The organism is Novosphingobium sp. IK01, assembly GCF_033242265.1.
Lineage (GTDB): Bacteria > Pseudomonadota > Alphaproteobacteria > Sphingomonadales > Sphingomonadaceae > Novosphingobium > Novosphingobium pituita.
Genome location: NZ_BTFW01000001.1, coordinates 3,085,046 through 3,103,284, shown reverse-complemented (window position 1 = coordinate 3,103,284; position 18,239 = coordinate 3,085,046). Strand labels below are relative to the sequence as shown.

Here is an 18,239-nt window from a genome sequence, read left to right as displayed (position 1 = left end):
CCCGGCTTGCCCTCCCCGGACATGGGACCAGACATCTCCGCCTGCCGCCCCTCCCTGCCAGCCCGTCCTTCGATGACCGCCGTTCTGGCCTGCAATCCCCATGCCGGGCATTTTCGCGCCGACCGCGTGGCGCGCTGGCAGGCTGCGCTCGAAGCGCAAGGTCATCGCGTCACCTGCCTCGACAGCCTCGTCTATGCGCGCGATCCGCGTGCGCATGAGGCCGACATGGTCGGCATCGTGGGCGGCGATGGCACTGCGCGCATGGTGGTCGAGGCCCTGCGCCGTGCCGCCCTTTCCCCGCTCCTCGCGATCATGCCCGCCGGGACCGTCAACCTGATCGCGCGGGAGATCGAGGCCAGCGGCACAAAAGCGAAAGACGGGGCGGAAGACGGGCAGGCCCGCGCGCATTACCACGGGCTGATCGACGGACAGGCCTTCCTGTGCTGCGCCTCGGTCGGGCCCGACAGCGCGATTGTCGCGAGGGTCACCCCGGAGCGCAAGGCGCGCTGGGGAAAGGCGGCCTATGTGCTGGCCGCACTGGCCCAGATCGCGCACTGGCCGCGCCCGCGCCTGGCCGTGACGGTCGATGGCCAGCCCCACGAGGCCGAAGCGGTCTTCGTGCTCAAGGGGCACTTCTATGCCGGGCCCTGGACGCTCGACCCGGCGGCCCGGCTCGACCGGGCAGACTTGCGCGTGCTCCTGCTGCCCCGTGCGCGGCGCCGCGACATCGCCCGGCTGGCGCTGGGCGCGCTGCTGGGTGCAGGAAGGGAGCGGATGCCGCTGGAAAGTCCGGCATGGCGCCGGTTTTCGGCCCACAGCCTGACCATCGCCAGCGCCGACGAGGGCCCCGTTCCCGTTCAGGCCGATGGCGACATCGTGGGCCAGACCCCGGTGCGCATCGCACTGGCCGGGGGCCCCCTTCGTTTCGACGCCCGGCTTCCTCCTCAATAGTCCTTGCTGGCGCGCACGCTTATCTGCTCGTTGCCCATCGTCGAAAGCGTGCCGAGCAGGGCGAGGAAGCGGGTCATGCGGAACTCGATCGAGGTCGCGTTATAGCCGCGCCCGTCGGTCACCAGCTCCATGTAGAAGCGCCGCCCCAGATACTTGCCCACCGCGATCGAGGTGCCGCGCCCGGTCGTGGCATCGGCGCCCACGATGCGCAGGCGGTCGAGCCCGATGGCGCTGCGCACCTTGTTGATCGGGTCCATCCCTCCCCCGCCGCGCAGCGAGGCCAGCGCGGCGGCCAGCTGCACCGCCTCGGGCGCGGAAATCTGGGTGATCGAGGTGCCGAACAGCAGGCGGCTGAGCAGTTCTTCCTCGGGCAGGCTCGGCGTCGAACTGAACGCGATGGAGGTGTGCGCCGCCGTCCCGGTGATGGTGATCGAGGCATTGACCCCGTTGGCATCCCCCGTCGCCACGATGTCGAGCTGCGGGTCGATCGGCACCGTGCCGGTAAAGCGGATGCGCCCGCGCGACAGGTCGAAGCGCTTGCCCGCAAATTCATAGGCCCCGCGCACCACTTCGGCGGTGCCGGTGATCTGCGGGGCGGCCGTCGTGCCGCGCAGCTGGATGTCGGCCCCCCATTCGCTGTCGAGGCCCATGCCGCGCACGGCGACGCGGTTTTCGGCATAGGCATCGATCATGAACGACCAGGGCGCGCTGGCTGCCTTGGGCGGCGCGGCATCGGCAGGCGCGTTGATCTCGCGCGTGGGAATCGTGGGCAGGTCAGCCGCGGCGCTGGCCTTGCCCAGCGCCCAGCTGGCCTGATCGATCCGCACGCGCCCGGCGATCACCCCGCCGGTCTCGTTCTTGATCACCCGCAAGGGGCCGGTGACAGTCGCGGTCATGTCGTCGCGGCGGATCAACTGGGCATTGCTGGCGGCCAGCCGCAAGTCGATCCCCACGCCCCTGGTCGCGATGTCCGACAGGTCGATCATCCCGCTGCCGACCACTTTGCCGCCATTGGCGGTGGTGCCCGAAAACCGCTGGAGCGCGAGGTGCGAGGCATCGAAACTGCCCGTCGCCTCGACATTCTGGACATCGGTGCCGATCAGCGAGGACCGCAGGCGCAGGCCCTTGGCGGCCATGGCCCCGGTCAGCACCGGCGCATCGAGCGTACCCGACACATGGGCGACCGCGCCGAGCGGGCCGGTGAAATCGAAGGCCTCGATTCCCGAGAGGCGCCAGAGCGATTCGGCCGGGCCGCTGTAGCGCACTTGCGCCTCAAGCCGTCCGCCGCGCAGGCGCTCGGACAGGGTGCCCCCGCGCGGCAGGTCGGCAATCGCGGCCTGAATACGCCCGCGCACGGCATCCTGGTCCTTGACCACCGCGCGCGTCTGGAGCGTGGCGGCATCGAGCTTGCCCACGAGATAGAGATCGACCGGATGCGAGGTGAGCACGAGGCCCGAGCGCGAGAAATTGCGCACCTTGATCGCCATCTGCCCTTGCGGCGCCCCGGTGCCATCGTCTTCAAAATCGATCAGGCCCGAGCCGACACCCCCCAGCCCCAGATCGGCGAACACGATATCGAGCACCGAAAGCGGCATACGCGAGACCTTGAGGCCCAGCTTCGTGTGCCCGCCGCCCAGATGCCCTTGCGCGATCAGGATGCCGCGCCCGAAGGTGACTTGCGTGGGTTCGAGGTTCCAGCCGCGCGCCAGCTTGCCCACGCTGGCAGAATCGCGGACCAGCACCAGACGGCGCGGCATGTCGACCGTGCGCCCGGCATAGTTGCCCGCGACATAGGCGATGATCCGGTCGTCCTGATAGGCGGCGGTGCCCTGAAGCGCGAACTGCGTGCCACGCCGCCCGGCGACCGAGGCCGTGACGCTGCCCGATCCGTTGACCAGCGTGGCGCTGGCCGCCATGCGGCCCACGAAGATCTTGCCCACGGCGATCCCCTGCGCGGCCAGATTGGCGTTGAGCGTGCTGTTGCCCTGCCCGAACAGCCCGTCGACATCGAGCTTGGCATTGCCGATGGCAATCGGCTTGTCGCCGCCAAATTTCGCATTGCGCGCCAGCAGCAGGGCCTTGACGGCCTGTGCGCCGTCCTGCGGGGCTAGATGGACCGTTCCGTCGATGCCTCCGCCATGCAGGCCGAGATCGCCACTGATCCCTTGCGCCCCCAGTTCGAGCCCGCCGGTCACGTCGGTCTGCCACACGCGCAGGAACTGGATCTGGAGCCGGGTGGGCTGGCCATGGCCGGAAAACAGCCCCATCGAGCCGTTGAACGTCCCCAGCCGCGACAGGCCTTCGACCGTAATCCCGATCCCCTGCGGAATCGGGGTGATCCCCAGCCGCACATCCCTGATTCCGGCGGCGGGCAACGGACTGTCGAGCACGATCTGGGCGTGGGGCCCATCGTGCGCCATCCGCGCATCGACGCTGAACGCGCCATAATCGGCAGAGCGCCCCGCCCCGATCACGCTGCCGGTGCCATCGCGGCCCAAAGTGCCATCCATCGTGAGCGAAAGCTTGGGCGCGGTGAGCGTGAACTTGCGCACCGAGGCCGGCAACGCCCCGCCCATGCGCGCGCTGCCCGCAAAATGCATGTCGCCCCCGGCCAGATCGGCCAGCGTGGCATTGTCAGACGGATGGAGCCGCCCGGCCAGATTGGCCTGAACCGACCAGGGCAGCGCGTCGCCGATCTTGAAGAGAATCTTGGCCGTACCGTCGAGCGTGCCGACATTGGGCACCCGCAAACCCCGCGCGGTGATCGGCCCGGCCAGCGCATAGCCGCCGCGCGCAAGGTCGCCGCGCAAGGTCATCCGCGCGTCCAGCCCCTTGAGATGGAGCGTGAGCGGGTCGGACGAAATCGTCTTGCCGTCCACCACGATGTCGCCCGCCAGCCGCGCGCCGGGCAGATAGGGGTCGATCGTCGCCTGCCCGCTGCGCAACTGCCGCGCCGTCAGCGCCAGCGGCACGACGAGGCGGTGGCCGTTCCAGCGCATGGTGCCCTCGGTGCGCAGCCCTTGCGCGGCATACGTCCCCGCCCTGAGGCTTTCCATGGTCAGCACATGGGCGAACGAAAGATCGGTAAAGGCCCCGTCGAGCGTGCCATCGAGGCGCACCGCGCCCAGCGCGATGTCTTTCGCCTGACTTCCGAGCAAGGCGTCAGGCCGGGCGACTTGCGCCCTGATCTTCACCTTTTGCGCGCGGTTGGCGGCCAGATCGAGCCCCCCTTGCGCCATCGCGCGGAACACCGGGCTGACCGCAAAGGCCGTCCCTTGCGCGCGGTTGGCCAGGAACGTGCCCTGATAGACGAGGGAAACATGCGGATCGTGGCGCTCGCCCGCCCCAGTACCGGCCCCCAGCGCCTGCGCGGCCATGCCCTTGACCAGATCGCCCGGATAGACCCGCCCGGCAAGGCGATAGGCCCCGCTGCGGTTGTCGAGCAGGAACCCGGCCAGCGTCCGGCCATCCTGCTGCGCCCAGCCAAACCCATGCCAGTCGGCAAAGTGGCCGCGCCCGGCCACCCGCACATGAATGTCGCGCCGGATCCCGCTCAGGCTGGCCAGCAACCCGTCGCGCGGGGCGTCATAGACGCCGCCCAGCTCGAAACGGTCACGGTCGGGCTGGCTGTCGAGGTGAACCAGCAGGCGGTCGTGCCCGCCCAGACGGCCCCGGACATCGACGATGGCCCGGCCCGCGCGAATATCGGCCCGCGCGCTCACGTCGATGTGGCGGCGCTGGCCGATCACGCCCTTGGCCACGGTCAGGTTTTCGAGCGCGAAACGGTCGATGCGGATGTCGAAATCGGGGAGGATCGGGGCGTTCGGATCGCCCGGATTCATCTTCGGCGTGCGCCAGAGCGTGCCGCGCCGAAAGACCAGCGTGCGAATGTCGAGCCCATGATGCAGCCACGAGAGCGGGCGCCAGTCCAGCTCCACCTCGGGCACGGTCATGAACCGCCCCTGCGGATCGGACAGTACAACGTCGCGCAGGGTCGAGGCGCCGAACAGCGAGCCGTCGATCCGCCCGATCCGCACCCGCAGGCCCGAGCCGGGCGTCACTTGCGCGATACGGTCGATCACGAAGCGGTGGCCGATGGCCGAATCGAGGATGACGAAAAGCGCGGCCAGCCCGGCCAGAACCACCATCAGCCCGGTCGCCAGACGGCGGGCCCAGCGGTTGAGGAAACCGCGTTCGGGCTGCTCCGAAGCAGCCTCCAACAGCGTCTCTGGCGTCTGCTCCATATCGGGCATGTCGGGTTCGTCGTGCGCCATCAGAACGCCTGCCCCAGCGCGATATAGACCCCCAGGCGGCTGTCGCCCGCCCGCGGATTGAGCGGGGTGCCCACGTCGATACGGATCGGCCCGAAATTGGTCAGGTAGCGCAAGCCCAGACCCGCGCCGATGCGCATGCCCGACAGCGTCGGATTGGCATGGGGGCCGATGGTGCCCGCATCGACGAACGGCACGAGGCCCACCGCCCCGCCCAGAAGCCCGGTCTTGACGCGCGCTTCGAGCGAAAATTCGCTGAGCGAACGGCCCCCGGTCGGATTGTTGCCCGCATCGAGCGGCCCGACCCGCTGATAGGAATAGCCGCGCACCGAAGCCCCGCCCCCTGCATAGAACCGCCGCGAGGGCGCGATATTGTCGAGCGTGGTCCCGGTGATCGAGCCGATCCGCGTGCGTGCGGCCAGAACGACCTTGTCGGTCACCTTCTGGTAGAGGCTCGCATCGAGCTGCGACTTCACATACGTCGAGCGGACCCCGTTGCTGGTCGAGATTTCGGGCGAAACCCGCAGCGACAGGCGCCAGCCCTTCGTCGGATCGAGCAGGTTGTCGCTGCCGTCATAGGCCCCGCGCAAGGGCAGTGCGGCGATGAAATAGGTTTCGCGCGGGGTGGCGTTCGACGTCGATTCGCGCGTGCCGACCAGCTGCACCCCGACCGAATAGGTCCAGGGCTTCTGGAAGATCAGCGTCGACTGTTTCTCCAGGCTCGCCGTGGCCGAGACAGTGCTGGCCTTGTAGGCCGGATCATTGATCGTCTGGGCATAGAGATCGGCGGTCAGGATCTGGTCGCGCTCGTGGAAATTGCTGCGGCGGAAGGTGAACCCGGCCAGCTGCTCGCGCGTGCCAATCACGCCGCGAAACTTGATCATCCCTTCGGGCGGGAAGAAATTGCGGTTTTCCCAGCTGGCCTCGACGCGCACGCCCTCGCCGCTCGAATAGCCCAGCAGGCCCGCGATCGTGCGCTGGGGCGCCTTGGCCAGCGTGACATCGACATCGACGATCCCCGGCGCACCCGGCGCGGGCGCTCGGGCCTCGCGCGCCTTGACCGTCGTCGTCGAGACGAGGCTGGTGGCCAGAATCCCTTCGCGCAAGTCGTCCATCTCGCTGAAGCGATAGGGATCACCGGGACGGAACCGGGCAATCCGGGCCAGATGGCGCGCGCTCATGTAGGCGGGCAGGTTGCTGGTGACCTGCCCGAACACATATTGCCCCCCGGTCTCGACCGGCAGCGTCAGGTTGCCCGTGTGCGGCTCGTGGTCGATCAGGAGGTCGGGCTCGCCCACTTTGGCAAAAGCATAGCCATGCTCGCCCAGCGCCCTGGTCAGGCTGTCCTTTTCGGTCAGGATCTTGTCCGAATTGATCGGATCGCCCGGCCGGATGTGGAATGCCGCGCGCAAGGGCCCTGCCTCGCGCGCCGCCGCCACGTCGCCAAGGGTGACATGGGCATACGTATATTGGGGGCCGGGCTGGATGTCGAACCGCACGACCGTGCTGGCCAGTTGCGCGGCGCGACGCGCACGGGAGGCCTCGGCGCTTTCGGCCTGACGCGCCGGGGCCGCAGTGGAGTCCGGTGCTGAAACCGGGGCCGGGGCTGAAGCAGAGGCTGCGACAGGCGCGGCAGAGGCGGCCTCGGCAGAAGCCGGCCGCTCCATCGACTGGGTCACGTCCGGGTCGTAGTAGCCATAGACACGCAGGATCTGTTGCAGAAGCTCGGCATCGTTCTTGGCCCGGCGGGTGAGCTGGGCAAGATTGTCCTCGCCATCGGCCAGCGTACCCAGCGCCGAAAGGCCCCGGAAGCGCTCCACGATGGCGTCCCGGTCGGCCATGACGGGATGATCGGGGTTCACCTCGGGCGGGAACGCCAGAATCACCCGCTTGCCGACCCGCACGATCGCGGCATCGGCGATCCGCGCGGGCTGGGCCAGATCATCGGCGTCGAGCGCCGCGCCCGCTTCGCGCGCCTGCTGCTGGAGATCGGCAATGTCCGCATCGGGAGTGAGCGGCTCGATGGGAGGAAGCTCGGCCGCGTCGGGCCAGTCGAGCGTGATCCCCGGCATCGGCGGCAAGGGCGGCAGCGGATCGGGGCTGATCAGCGCGGTGACATCGGGCGCTTTGGTGCGCGCGGCATCGGTATCGAGCGCCCAGGCATCGGGATTGTCGAGCGCGGAATCGGGAATCAGCGCTTCGAGCGCGGCATCGGCATTGCGCGACTGGGCACAGGCCGGCGTGGCCAGCAAAGGTGACAGGGGCAGCAACGACAGGGGCAGCGGCGCAAGCGCCAGCCCTGCCAGCCACCGCATCATGGAAGCGCGCAGGATGTCAGAGCGGCGGATAGCCTCTTCCGGCCAGTTCGGAAACCAGTTCGGGTTTGTCTCCCGACCCGCAGGCCAGCTCCCCGGCCCCCGCCAGCACGATGCGATCGATGGCGCGCGCCTGTTCAGCGGGTTCAAAGCCGTGCCAGCCATCGCGGCCCAGACGCTCCATCGGGTGATAGCGGACCTTGTATTGCATGCGCGCGGAACCCTCGACCCAATAGCCGAGGTAGACGTAGGGCAGGCCGATCCTCTGTGCGTGGAGGATGTGATCGAGAATGATGTAGTTTCCAAGCCCGCCGCGCGTTTCGTGATGTGGATCGTAAAAACTGTAGACCATCGAGAGCCCGTCACCCTGCTGATCGGTCAGGCAGGCCCCCACCAGTTTGCCCTTGCTGCCATCGACAGTGGGCTCCCTGTATTCGATCACATAACTTTTCACCGGCGTATGTTCCACCATGTCCGCGAAATCCATCTCGTCCATGGTGGCCATGCCACCGCCCGGATGCCGGGCGGCAAGGTAACGCCGCAAGAGGTCGAATTGTTCCGAGGTCGACCAGGGTTTGCACACCGTGGCGACAAGATCGCCATTCCGGCGCATTTCGCGGCGCTGCGTGGCCGAAGGGCGGAATTCCCCGGCCACCACCCTGACCGAGACACAGGCCGTGCAATCGACACAGCTGGGCCGATAGGCCACCCCCTGGCTGCGCCGGAAACCGATCCGGCTGAGCGCGTCGTTGAGGTCTTCCGCGCCCGGTCCCTGAAGCTCGGTGAAGACCTTGCGTTCCTCGCGGCCGGGCAGATAGGGGCACGGCGCGGGGCTGGTGACAAAGAAGCGGGGGAAGCGGACAGGCGCAGTCACGGCCGGGCAGTTCCTTCAGGCAGTTCCATGGCGCCACCGGGGGATCCGGTCGGGCGTGGTCGTGCAAACCTGCCTCGACCGGGCCATGTATTAAAGCCTATTAACCACGAAATCCGCACCGGGAGCAAGGCGGAAGCCGCCAATTGTCACCATCGTCGAGCCATCGGGCCAGACCCGTTCCAGGCCGGGACAGCCGACCTGGAACGGGTTAATGGCGCAGATCAGGCCAGTTCGACTTGCGTCACGTCATAGCCCCGGTCGCGCAGGGCATGGACGAGCAGGTCGATCTGTTCGCGGTTGCGCGCCTCGCACTCGATCTCGGCGGTCAGGCCCTTGGCCGGAAGCGAGGTGAAGATGCGCTGGTGCCAGACTTCGAGGATGTTGACCTGATGGCGGTTGAACTCCTCCACCACGTTGTAGAGCGCGCCCGGACGGTCCTGAAGCACGATGCGCAGGCGCCCGAGGCGGCCCGAACGGGCCAGATCGCGCAGCAGCACATTGGCCAGCAGGCGCGTGTCGATGTTGCCGCCGGTCAGCACGATGCCCACCTTGCGCCCCTCGAACATCGCGCGATTGGCCATGACCGCGGCAAGGCCCGCCGCGCCCGCGCCCTCGACCACGGTCTTCTCGATCTGGAGCAACAGCGCCAGCGCCGATTCGAGCTGCCCTTCATCGACCAGCACGACATCGTCGAGCAACTGGGCCAGAATGGCCGAGGTGAACTTGCCCGGCTCCTTGACCGCGATGCCCTCGGCCAGCGTATCCCCGCCGCAGGGCAGGTCGGCATGCTTGAGCTTGTCGTACATCGAGGGGAACAGCTGCGCCTGCACGCCGACCAGCCCGATATCCGGGTTGAGCGCACGGGCGACCGTGGCCATGCCGGTCAGCAGCCCGCCCCCGCCGATGGGAACGACCAGCATGTCGATGCTGGGCACGTCCTTGAGCATTTCGAGCGCGACCGTGCCTTGCCCTGCGGCCACCGCCGGGTCGTCGAACGGGTGGACGAACGTCAGGCCCAGTTCGCCTTCGAGCTTGCGCGCATGGGCATAGGCCTCGTCGAAGGTCTCCCCTTCGAGCACGACCTTGCCGCCCACGCTCTCGGTCTGCATGATCTTCACCGCAGGCGTCGTGCGCGGCATGACGATGGTGACCGGCACGCCAAGCCGCGTGCCGTGATAGGACAGCCCCTGCGCATGGTTGCCCGCCGAAGCGGCAATCACGCCGCGCGCGCGCTGTTCTTCGGTAAGCAGGAGCAGGGCATTGAGCGCGCCGCGTTCCTTGTAGGCGGCGGTGAATTGCTGGTTCTCGAACTTGATGTAGATCTCGGCGCCGGTGATACGGCTGAGCGTTTCGCTCCGCACGGTGGGCGTGCGCACGACCTGTCCCATAATTCGCCCTGCCGCCGCGTGGACGTCGGCAAGAGTCAGCGTCGCCTGCGGGGCGGGCTGAAGGGCGAGGTTCTGGCTATGGTTTTCCATGATGGAGCCCCTACTGCAAAGAAGGCTGCAAAGAAACCGTTTCCGGCCCCCTCCCCGCATCCCCGCCCCCGTGCCACGGCGGGGGTGGCGCGGCCCGGGAAAGCGGTTAAACAAGGCTTCATGACTGCACCCCTCACGACCCCGCCGCTCACGATCGCCTTCCTTGGCCTTGGCACGATGGGTGGGCCGATGGCCCGTCATCTGGGCAAGGCAGGCCACCGCCTGACCATCTTCAACCGCAGCGATGCCCGGCGCGAGGCCTGGATGGCCGCCAACCCCGGCCTTGCCGCGCGCGTGGCCGCCAGCCCCGCCGAAGCCGCGCAGGACGCCGACGCGGTGATCACCTGCGTTGGCAACGACGATGATCTGGCCGATGTCGTGCTCAGCCCCAATGGCGCGTTCACCACGCTGCGTCCGGGCGCGGTATTCATCGACCACACCACCGTTTCGGCGCGCATCGCCCGCCAGATCGCGGTGGAGGGTCGCGACAAGGAAATCCTGTGTGTCGACGCCCCGGTCTCGGGCGGGCAGTCGGGCGCGGAAAACGGCGTCCTCTCGATCATGTGCGGCGGGAGCGACAAGGCCATGGCCGCCGCCCGTCCGATTTTGTCGGCTTATGCCAAGCGGATCGTCCATGTCGGCAAGCCGGGCGCCGGGCAAACCACCAAGATGGTCAACCAGATGTGCCTGTCGGCCACCATCGCGGGCCTGTCGGAAGCCATGCGCTTTGCCCAGGCCGCCCATCTCGACCTCGACCGCGTGTTCGAGGCGATCTCGGGCGGGGCCGCGCAATCGTGGCAGATGGACAACCGTTGGGACACGATGGCCAAGGGCGAATTCGACTTCGGCTTTGCCATCGACTGGATGCGCAAGGATCTCGGCCTCGCCATCGAGGAAGCGCGCGGCCTTGGCGCGAGCGTGCCGACCACGGCGCTGACCGACCAGTTCTATGCCGACGTGCAGGCGCTGGGCGGTGGCCGTCAGGACACCAGCGCGCTGATCCGCCGCCTCCCCCTGCGCGGCCAGAAGCCCGCGTGAGGCCGCGTCTGACCGCCCGGCACACGGGCACGGCGGTTATCGCCATGATCGCGGCGGCCTGTGGGGCGGCCTGTGTGGCGGGTTGTGCCGCTCCGGCCATGGCCCGCCCGGCAGCCCCTCCGTCCGCCCCCGCCACCCTGCTCGACAACGTCCATGGCGAGACCATCGACGCGCAAGGGCAGGTCGAGGCGGTCAGCGGGTTGCTGTTCGACCAGACCGGAACGATCCTTCAGGTCTTCCACCCCGGCGACAAGCTTCCGAAGAAAGGCTTTGCCTATCATGTCGATGGTCAGGGCCGGGTGATCCTGCCCGGCCTGATCGATTCGCATGTCCATGTCATGGGGCTGGGGCTGGCCGCCCTCTCGCTCGACCTGTCGGACACGCATTCGCTGGCCGAGGCACTCGACCAGATTCGCGCCTTTGCCGCCGCCCATCCCGACCGCGCATGGATCGTCGGGCGCGGCTGGAACCAGGAAGCCTGGGGCCTGAAGGACAGCACCGGGGCCAGCCGCTTCCCCACCGCCGCCGAACTCGACGCCGCGCTGGGCGACCGTCCGGTCTGGCTCGAACGGGTCGATGGGCACGCCGGCTGGGCCAACAGCGCCGCGCTCAAGGCCGCAGGCATCACTGCCGGCACAAAGGCCCCGGCAGGCGGCACGATCCCCCACCGCGCTGATGGCAGCCCCGAAGGCGTGCTGGTCGATGCCGCGATGGACCTGATGACGCCGCACTTGCCCCCCCCGCGCGGGGCCGACCGCGACGCCGCGCTGGCCAAGGCCCAGTCGCTGCTCTTTGCCCGCGGGCTGACCGCCGTCGCTGACATGGGCACGAGCATCGAGGACTGGCAGGCCTTCCGCCGCGCGGGCGACGCCAACACACTCTACGTGCGGATCATGGCCTATGCCATGGGCATCGACCAGATGGCCCTGATCGCGGGCTCCGCGCCGACCCCGTGGCTCTATCAGGACCGCCTGCGCATGGGCGGGGTCAAGCTGTTCATGGATGGCGCGCTCGGCTCGCGCGGGGCCTGGCTCAAGGCGCCCTATGCCGATGCTCCCGCCACACGCGGCCTGCCGCAGATGAACGACACCCGGCTGGGCAACCTGATGAGCCGGGCGGCGATGGACGGGTTTCAGGTGGCGGTCCACGCCATTGGCGACGCGGCCAATGCCGCCGTGCTCCACACCGTCGACGATCTTTCGGCCACCTACAAAGGCGACCGCCGCTGGCGGCTCGAACACGCGCAAGTGATCGACGCGGCCGACATGCCGCTGGTGGGCCGCAACGGGGTGATCGCCTCGATGCAGCCCACCCACCAGACCTCGGACCGGCTGATGGCAGAGGCGCGGCTGGGGCCCGGACGTCTGGCTGGGGCCTATGCGTGGCAATCGGTGCTCAAGGCAGGCGGACGCCTCGCCTTCGGGTCCGACGCGCCGGTCGAGCGGCCCGATCCCTTTGCCGGAATTGCCGCCGCGATCAGCCGCGAAGGCCCCGATGGCCAGCCCGCCGGGGGCTGGCAGCCGCAGGAAAAGGTCAGCCGCGCCGCTGCGCTGGCCGCCTATACCACGGGCGGGGCCTGGGCCGGGTTTGCGCAAAACCGCTTTGGCCGCCTCGCGCCGGGCCTGCGCGCCGATTTCGTGCTGGTCGATACCGACCCGATGACCGCCAGCCCGCAGGCCATCGCGAAAACCCGCGTGTTCGAAACATGGGTGGGCGGCGGCAAAGTCTGGCCCGATGATCAGGCCGCGCCCGAAACCGGAAACCAGAACCGGGGATGACCGTTAGGAGCCCGACGCCCATGCGCCGGGTTCCCCCTCCCCCCGGACGCAGCGTTGCCGGGCTCTTTTCAGGGTGTTTCCCTCGCACCTGCGCCCGGCCCGGTCCCTGAAACAGAAACGGCGGTGGAGGCCCCCGGTCTTCACCGCCGCCTGCACCGCCGTTTTTACGTAATCAGGCCCTCGAATCAGGGCAGAAGATGGGTGGGCTCGCCCGGCATGATCCCCGCCTGCGCTGCCGCTTCGGCCTCGGCCCGCGCCTTTTCCTCGGCATCCTTGCGCTCGACGATGCGCATGAGGATCAGCGTGCCTTCGAACAGGATCAGCAGCGGCACCGCCAGCATCAGCTGCGAGACGACATCGGGCGGGGTGATCAGCGCGGCCAGCGCCACGATCCCGACGATCACATAGCGGCGCGCCTTGACCAGCGCATCACGGCTGACGATCCCCGCGCGGTTGAGCAGCATCAGCAGCACCGGCAGCAGGAACGAAACCCCGAACGCGAGGATGAACTGCATCACCAGCGCCAGATATTCCTCGATCCCCGGCAGGGCTTCGAGTTGCAGCCCCCCCTTGTCGCCCTGAAAGCCCACGAACCAGCGGAACGCAGTGGGCATCACGACGAAATAGGCCAGGCTCGCCCCCATCCCGAACAGGACCGGGGTGGCGATCAGGAACGGCAGGAACGCCCGCTTTTCGCGCGCATAGAGCCCCGGCGCGACAAAGGCCCAGAGCTGGTTGGCGATGACCGGAAAGCTCAGCAGGAAGCCCGCGAACAGGGCCACCTTCACGTTCACGAAGAACGCCGAATAGAGCTTGGTATAAATGAGCTTCCCATGCCCGCCGGGGAACGCCTCGCTCAGCGGATGGACGAGGATCGCCAGAATCGTGTCGACGAAATAGTACGAGATCGCCGAAGTGAGCGCGAGCGCATAGACACAGCGCAACAGGCGCGTGCGCAGTTCGATCAGGTGATCGAGCAGCGGCGCCTGGGTTTCGTCAATATCCTGAATCTGGATCACGGCGTGCCATCACTGTTCGAAGGGGCCCTGTTCGAAGGAGCGTTCGAAGGAACCGCCTCGGGCTGGGGCGAGCGCGGACGCTCGGCGCGCGCTTCGAGGGGGAGCAGCCGCCCCGGATCCGCCACCACCGGATCGGCCGCTACCGGCCCTGCCATGTGCAAGTGCTGGTCGGCGGCATCCGCAGGGGTCTGCCCGGCAGCCGCGGCCATTTCAGCCGCGCTGGCGGCCTGGCTCTCAGCCATGATCCGGGCGTTCTGTTCCTGCCACTTCTTTTCCATATCGGCCAGTTCCGCCTCGCGGATCATGGTTTCGATACCGGCCTTGAAGTGATTGGAAACGCGGCGCATCTTGCCAATCCACCGCCCTGCGGTGCGCAGCGCGAGGGGCAAGTCCTTGGGTCCGATCACCACGATCGCCACGATGACGACCAGCAGCAATTCGGACGGTGCAATATCAAACATCGGCGATCAGCCCCGATCCGTCAGAAGACGCGTGTCGCCGTTCAGGCCTTGGGGCCCTGCGACTGGTCGGCGCCAGTCTGTACCGGAGCCTGCACGGGAGGCTGAACAGGCGCCTGAACCGTGGGCTGAACCGGGGTCTGCTGGATCTGAGCAGGCGGCGGGGTGACCGGACGATCGGTCTCTTCGCTCATGCCCTGCTTGAAGCTTTTGATACCCTTGCCGAAGTCGCCCATCATTTCCGAAATGCGACCACGACCGAACAGAATCAGCACGACCACAGCCAGGATGATCAGGTGCGGTAGAGAAAGGCCACCCATTTCAAATTCTCCTTTGTCAGACCAGATAGGGCATGTTCCGCGCCTTCGCCAGCGGCCAGTGCCGATTTGTGTCGTTTACGCAGACCCCGCCTCCTGTTCGTCCTCTTCGCGGGTTTCCGGCTCGTCGCTGCCCATCAGCACGGCATAGGCCTCGTCCACCGGATCGAGCAGGCCCGCCGCACGCAATTCGCCGATGCCGGGCAGGTCCGCGCGGCTGCCCAGCCCGAAATGGGTGAGGAACGCGGGTGTCGTGGCATAGAGCGTCGGGCGCCCCGGCACCTCGCGGCGGCCCGCCACGCGCACCCAGCCCGCCTCCATCAGCACGTCGAGCGTGCCGCGCGCGGTCTGCACGCCGCGAATGGCCTCGATCTCGGCGCGGCTGACCGGCTCGTGATAGGCGATGATCGCCAGCGCCTCGGTCGCCGCGCGCGACAGGCGGCGCACCTCATCCTTCTCGCGCCGCAGCAGGTGCGCCAGATCGGGTGCGGTCTGGAAATGCCAGCGCCCGCCCCGCTCGACCAGATGGACGCCACGCCCGGCATAGTGCCGCGCCAGTTCGTCGAGCGCGCCGCGCACGTCAGCCCCACGCAGATGCCGCGAAATCTCCTCGCGGGTGAGCGGCTCTTGCGCTGCGAACAGCGTCGCCTCGACCGCGCGCACCAGATCGTCGGGCACTTCCCCGCTCATCGTGGCCGCACCAGCAAGGGGCCAAAGCATTCTTCCTGCACCAGATCGACCAGCCCCTGCTTGGCCAGTTCGAGCACGGCCAGAAAGCTCGACGCCAGCGCCGAACGCGCCAGTTGCCGCGCCTCAAGGCTGTCGAGCGTGGAAGCGGGCAGAAACGCGCGCAGATCGCGCCATTCCAGGCTCGTTCCCAGCATCGCCGAAATCCGCGCCAGCGCCGCCTCGAGCGTCATCACCGGCCTTTCGCGGACCATGTGAACGACCGGGCGATTGCGATGCTGCACCTGCCCATAGGCCTGGATCAGCGCGAACAGATCGGCCTTCCAGCGCGGGCGACGGGCGATCACGATCCCCTCGGGCGCGCCGCGCGCAAAGACATCGCGCCCCAGCCGGTCGCGCGCCATGAGCCGGGCCCCGGCCTCGCGCATCGCACCCAGCCGCTGCAACCGCAGTTGCAGGCGCAGCGCCAGTTCTTCCGGGCCGGGCTGCATCGCCGGATCGCGCGGCAGCAGCAACAGCGACTTGAGATAGGCCAGCCACGCCGCCATCACGAGATAATCCGCCGCCAGTTCGAGCCGCAGGGCCCCCGCGCGTGCAACATAGTCAAGATACTGGTCGACCAGTTCGAGGATCGAAATCCGTCGCAAGTCGACCTTCTGCCGCCGCGCCAGTTCGAGCAGCAGGTCGAGCGGCCCTTCCCAGCCATCGAGTTCGAGATAGAGCGCCTCGTCGCCCGCTGCGCGGCCTCCCTCGCCCTGGCTTTCCAGTCCATGACCAGCCAGCCCGTCCCAGCCGGTGTCCTCATTCAGGATCGGATCGGGCGCCATCCGCGAGGGTCAGGCGAGCGCCAGCAGCCTGTCGCGCCGTGCGATCAGGTCTGCCTGCAAGGCCGCGTCGAGTGGCACGGCCGCCGCTGCCGTGGGGGCCAGCGCGCGCGCCAGACGCTGCGCGCTCGCCTCGCCCATCGGCGCCAGCGCTTCGGCAATGCCCACCATGTCGTCCATCTTCGCCCAGCAATTGAGCGCGAGGTCGCAGCCCGCCGCCTGCGCGCGCGCGGCCCGTTCGGGCACCGTGCCCGAAAGCGCCTCCATGTCGAGGTCGTCGCTCAACAGCAGCCCGTCAAAGCCGATGGTCTTGCGGATCACCTCGCCCACCACGATCGGCGACAGCGTGCCGGGGGCCTGCGCGTCCCACGCGGTGTAGCGCACATGCGCGGTCATCGCGATGCCCGCGCCCGACAGCGCGCGGAAGGGCGCGAGGTCCAGCTCCAGTTCCTGCGCGCAAGCGGTCACGGTCGGCAATTCCTTGTGGCTGTCGGCCAGCGCGCGGCCATGGCCGGGAATATGCTTGACCACGCCCGCCACGCCCGCGCGGGCCAGCCCGTCAAGCGTTGCCCGGCCCAGCGCCGCCACCCGCTGCGGCTCGCGCCCCAGCGCCCGGTCGCCGATCACGTCGTGCGCGCCGGGCTGGCGCACATCGAGCAGCGGCAGGCAATCGACGCTGATCCCCGCTTCGGCCAGATCCATGCCCAGCGCCTGGGCATTGGCGCGCGCGGCCTCGATCGCGCTTGCGGGCGCCACGTCGTAAAGCCGGTCGAAGGCCTCCCCCGCCGGATAGGCCGCCCAGACCGGCGGCTTCATCCGGGCCACGCGCCCGCCTTCCTGATCGATCGAAACCAGCAGCCGGTCGCGCCCGTGGAGCGCGCGCAATTCGTCGGTCAGCGCCCGGACTTGCGCCCGGCTTTCGACATTGCGCCCGAACAGGATGTAGCCAGCCGGATCGGCATCCTTGAAGAAGGCGCGTTCATCGGCGGTGAGGACGAGGCCCGAAAGGCCGAAGATGGCAGGAAGCATGCCCCGCCATCCCGAATTTCCCGCAGCTTGGCAAGCCACCCCGCGCCCGCATCCCCGGACCTGAACGCGATCCTCCCCGCGCGCGGGGAGGGGAACCGCGACGCGCAGCGGCGTGGTGGAGGGGTTTTGTGCTTGTGCTGCGTCGCGCCCGGACGGAAGGCCCCCTCCACCGCCGTTCCGGCGGTCCCCCTCCCCACGGTGTGGGGAGGATCTTTATCGCGGTCAGCCTGCGGCGAGCTGCTGTTCCAGTTCGCCCAGCACGCGATAGCAGTCGAGCACTTTGCCCACCGAGCTGTTGGGCTCGCGCCCTTCGCGGATGGCGGCGATGAATTCGCGGTCCTGAAGCTCGATCCCGTTCATCGAGACATCGACATGGCTCACGTCGATGGGCTCTTCCCTGCCGTTCACGAGATCGTCGTAGCGGGCGATATACGTCGCGCTGTCGCCGATATAGCGGAAGAACGTGCCCAGCGGCCCGTCGTTGTTGAACGAGAGCGAGAGCGTGCAGATCGCGCCGGCCTCGCTCTTGAGCTGGATCGACATGTCCATGGCGATGCCCAGTTCGGGATGGATCGGCCCTTCGATGGCATTGGCCTTGACGATCTTGCCCGCCTGATAGGCAAACAGGTCGACCGTGTGCGCCGCGTGGTGCCAGAGCAGGTGATCGGTCCACGAACGCGGCTCGCCCTTGGCGTTGATGTTCCTGCGGCGGAAGAAGTAGGTCTGCACATCCATCTGCTGGATGGCGAATTCGCCGGCCCTGATCCGGTTGTGCACGTACTGGTGCGAGGGATTGAAGCGGCGGGTGTGGCCCACCATGCACACCAGCCCGGTTTCCTGCTGCTTGGCGACCACCGCTTGCGCGTCGGCCCAGCTGTCGGCCAGCGGGATTTCGACCTGGACGTGCTTGCCCGCCTCCATGCAGGCGATGGCCTGCGCGGCGTGCATCTGGGTCGGCGTGCACAGGATCACCGCGTCGACATCGGGCCGTGCCAGCGCTTCGCCCAGATCGGTGCCCGAATGGCGCGCGCCATATTTGGCCGCGACGGCAGCTGCCTGCCCGGCCTGACGGCTGATCACCGAAACGATTTCGACGCCGTCGATAGTCTTGAGGCCGTCGAGGTGCTTTTCGCCAAAGGCGCCGGCACCGACCAGGGCAATACGCATGAATCTACTCCTGAATCATTGCAAGGATGCCCG

At 68.2% G+C, this 18,239-nt stretch carries 14 protein-coding genes; 3 read left to right on the top strand and 11 right to left on the bottom strand.

Annotated features, from left to right (window positions below; translation table 11 throughout):
- Positions 1-72: 72 nt before the first annotated feature.
- On the top strand, positions 73-951 hold the full coding sequence (locus SBI20_RS14285; RefSeq protein ID WP_317975644.1) for a diacylglycerol/lipid kinase family protein: 879 nt from the start codon (positions 73-75) through the stop codon (positions 949-951).
- Here SBI20_RS14285 and SBI20_RS14280 read toward each other — a convergent pair.
- From SBI20_RS14280 to SBI20_RS14265, 4 genes are all read right to left on the bottom strand, one after another.
- Entirely contained in the window at positions 945-5,225 is a 4,281-nt protein-coding gene (locus tag SBI20_RS14280; RefSeq protein ID WP_317975643.1) for a translocation/assembly module TamB domain-containing protein, read from the bottom strand. The two genes, SBI20_RS14285 and SBI20_RS14280, sit on opposite strands and share 7 nt — an antisense overlap.
- Positions 5,225-7,540: an autotransporter assembly complex protein TamA gene (locus SBI20_RS14275; RefSeq protein WP_317975642.1), complete on the bottom strand. Its 2,316-nt coding sequence runs from the start codon at positions 7,538-7,540 to the stop codon at positions 5,225-5,227. The genes SBI20_RS14280 and SBI20_RS14275 overlap by 1 nt, the downstream gene beginning before the upstream one ends.
- Positions 7,541-7,556: 16 nt before the next feature.
- Entirely contained in the window at positions 7,557-8,411 is an 855-nt protein-coding gene (locus SBI20_RS14270) for an arginyltransferase (RefSeq protein WP_317975641.1), read from the bottom strand.
- A 221-nt stretch (positions 8,412-8,632) separates the two neighbouring features.
- Positions 8,633-9,889, bottom strand: a complete 1,257-nt coding sequence (locus SBI20_RS14265; protein ID WP_317975640.1) for a threonine ammonia-lyase — start codon at positions 9,887-9,889, stop codon at positions 8,633-8,635.
- Between the two features lie 120 nt (positions 9,890-10,009).
- On the opposite strand from SBI20_RS14265, the gene SBI20_RS14260 reads away from it, so the two are divergent.
- Both SBI20_RS14260 and SBI20_RS14255 read left to right on the top strand, forming a co-directional pair.
- Positions 10,010-10,927: an NAD(P)-dependent oxidoreductase gene (locus SBI20_RS14260; protein WP_317975639.1), complete on the top strand. Its 918-nt coding sequence runs from the start codon at positions 10,010-10,012 to the stop codon at positions 10,925-10,927.
- A gap of 98 nt (positions 10,928-11,025) precedes the next feature.
- Positions 11,026-12,705: an amidohydrolase gene (locus SBI20_RS14255; protein ID WP_317976147.1), complete on the top strand. Its 1,680-nt coding sequence runs from the start codon at positions 11,026-11,028 to the stop codon at positions 12,703-12,705.
- Between the two features lie 185 nt (positions 12,706-12,890).
- Here the strand turns inward: SBI20_RS14255 and tatC are convergent, their stop codons facing one another.
- From tatC to SBI20_RS14220, 7 genes are all read right to left on the bottom strand, one after another.
- A complete protein-coding gene (gene tatC, locus SBI20_RS14250; protein ID WP_317975638.1) occupies positions 12,891-13,724 on the bottom strand; it encodes a twin-arginine translocase subunit TatC in 834 nt (277 codons plus the stop codon).
- On the bottom strand, positions 13,721-14,185 hold the full coding sequence (gene tatB / locus SBI20_RS14245) for a Sec-independent protein translocase protein TatB (RefSeq protein ID WP_317975637.1): 465 nt from the start codon (positions 14,183-14,185) through the stop codon (positions 13,721-13,723). Before tatB ends, tatC begins: the two co-directional genes overlap by 4 nt.
- Positions 14,186-14,226: 41 nt before the next feature.
- On the bottom strand, positions 14,227-14,502 hold the full coding sequence (locus SBI20_RS14240; RefSeq protein WP_317975636.1) for a twin-arginine translocase TatA/TatE family subunit: 276 nt from the start codon (positions 14,500-14,502) through the stop codon (positions 14,227-14,229).
- Positions 14,503-14,577: 75 nt separating this feature from the next.
- Positions 14,578-15,219 carry an SMC-Scp complex subunit ScpB gene (gene scpB / locus SBI20_RS14235; protein WP_411911529.1) on the bottom strand — a complete coding sequence of 214 codons (642 nt, stop codon included), beginning with the start codon at positions 15,217-15,219 and terminating at the stop codon, positions 14,578-14,580.
- Positions 15,186-16,013 carry a segregation and condensation protein A gene (locus SBI20_RS14230; protein ID WP_317975635.1) on the bottom strand — a complete coding sequence of 276 codons (828 nt, stop codon included), beginning with the start codon at positions 16,011-16,013 and terminating at the stop codon, positions 15,186-15,188. The genes scpB and SBI20_RS14230 overlap by 34 nt, the downstream gene beginning before the upstream one ends.
- 9 nt (positions 16,014-16,022) lie before the next feature.
- A complete protein-coding gene (nagZ, locus tag SBI20_RS14225; RefSeq protein ID WP_317975634.1) occupies positions 16,023-17,039 on the bottom strand; it encodes a beta-N-acetylhexosaminidase in 1,017 nt (338 codons plus the stop codon).
- 222 nt (positions 17,040-17,261) lie between these two features.
- The gene (locus SBI20_RS14220; RefSeq protein ID WP_317975633.1) at positions 17,262-18,206 is read right to left on the bottom strand and encodes a Gfo/Idh/MocA family oxidoreductase; all 945 of its coding nucleotides are present in this window, start codon (positions 18,204-18,206) and stop codon (positions 17,262-17,264) included.
- Positions 18,207-18,239 lie beyond the last annotated feature (33 nt).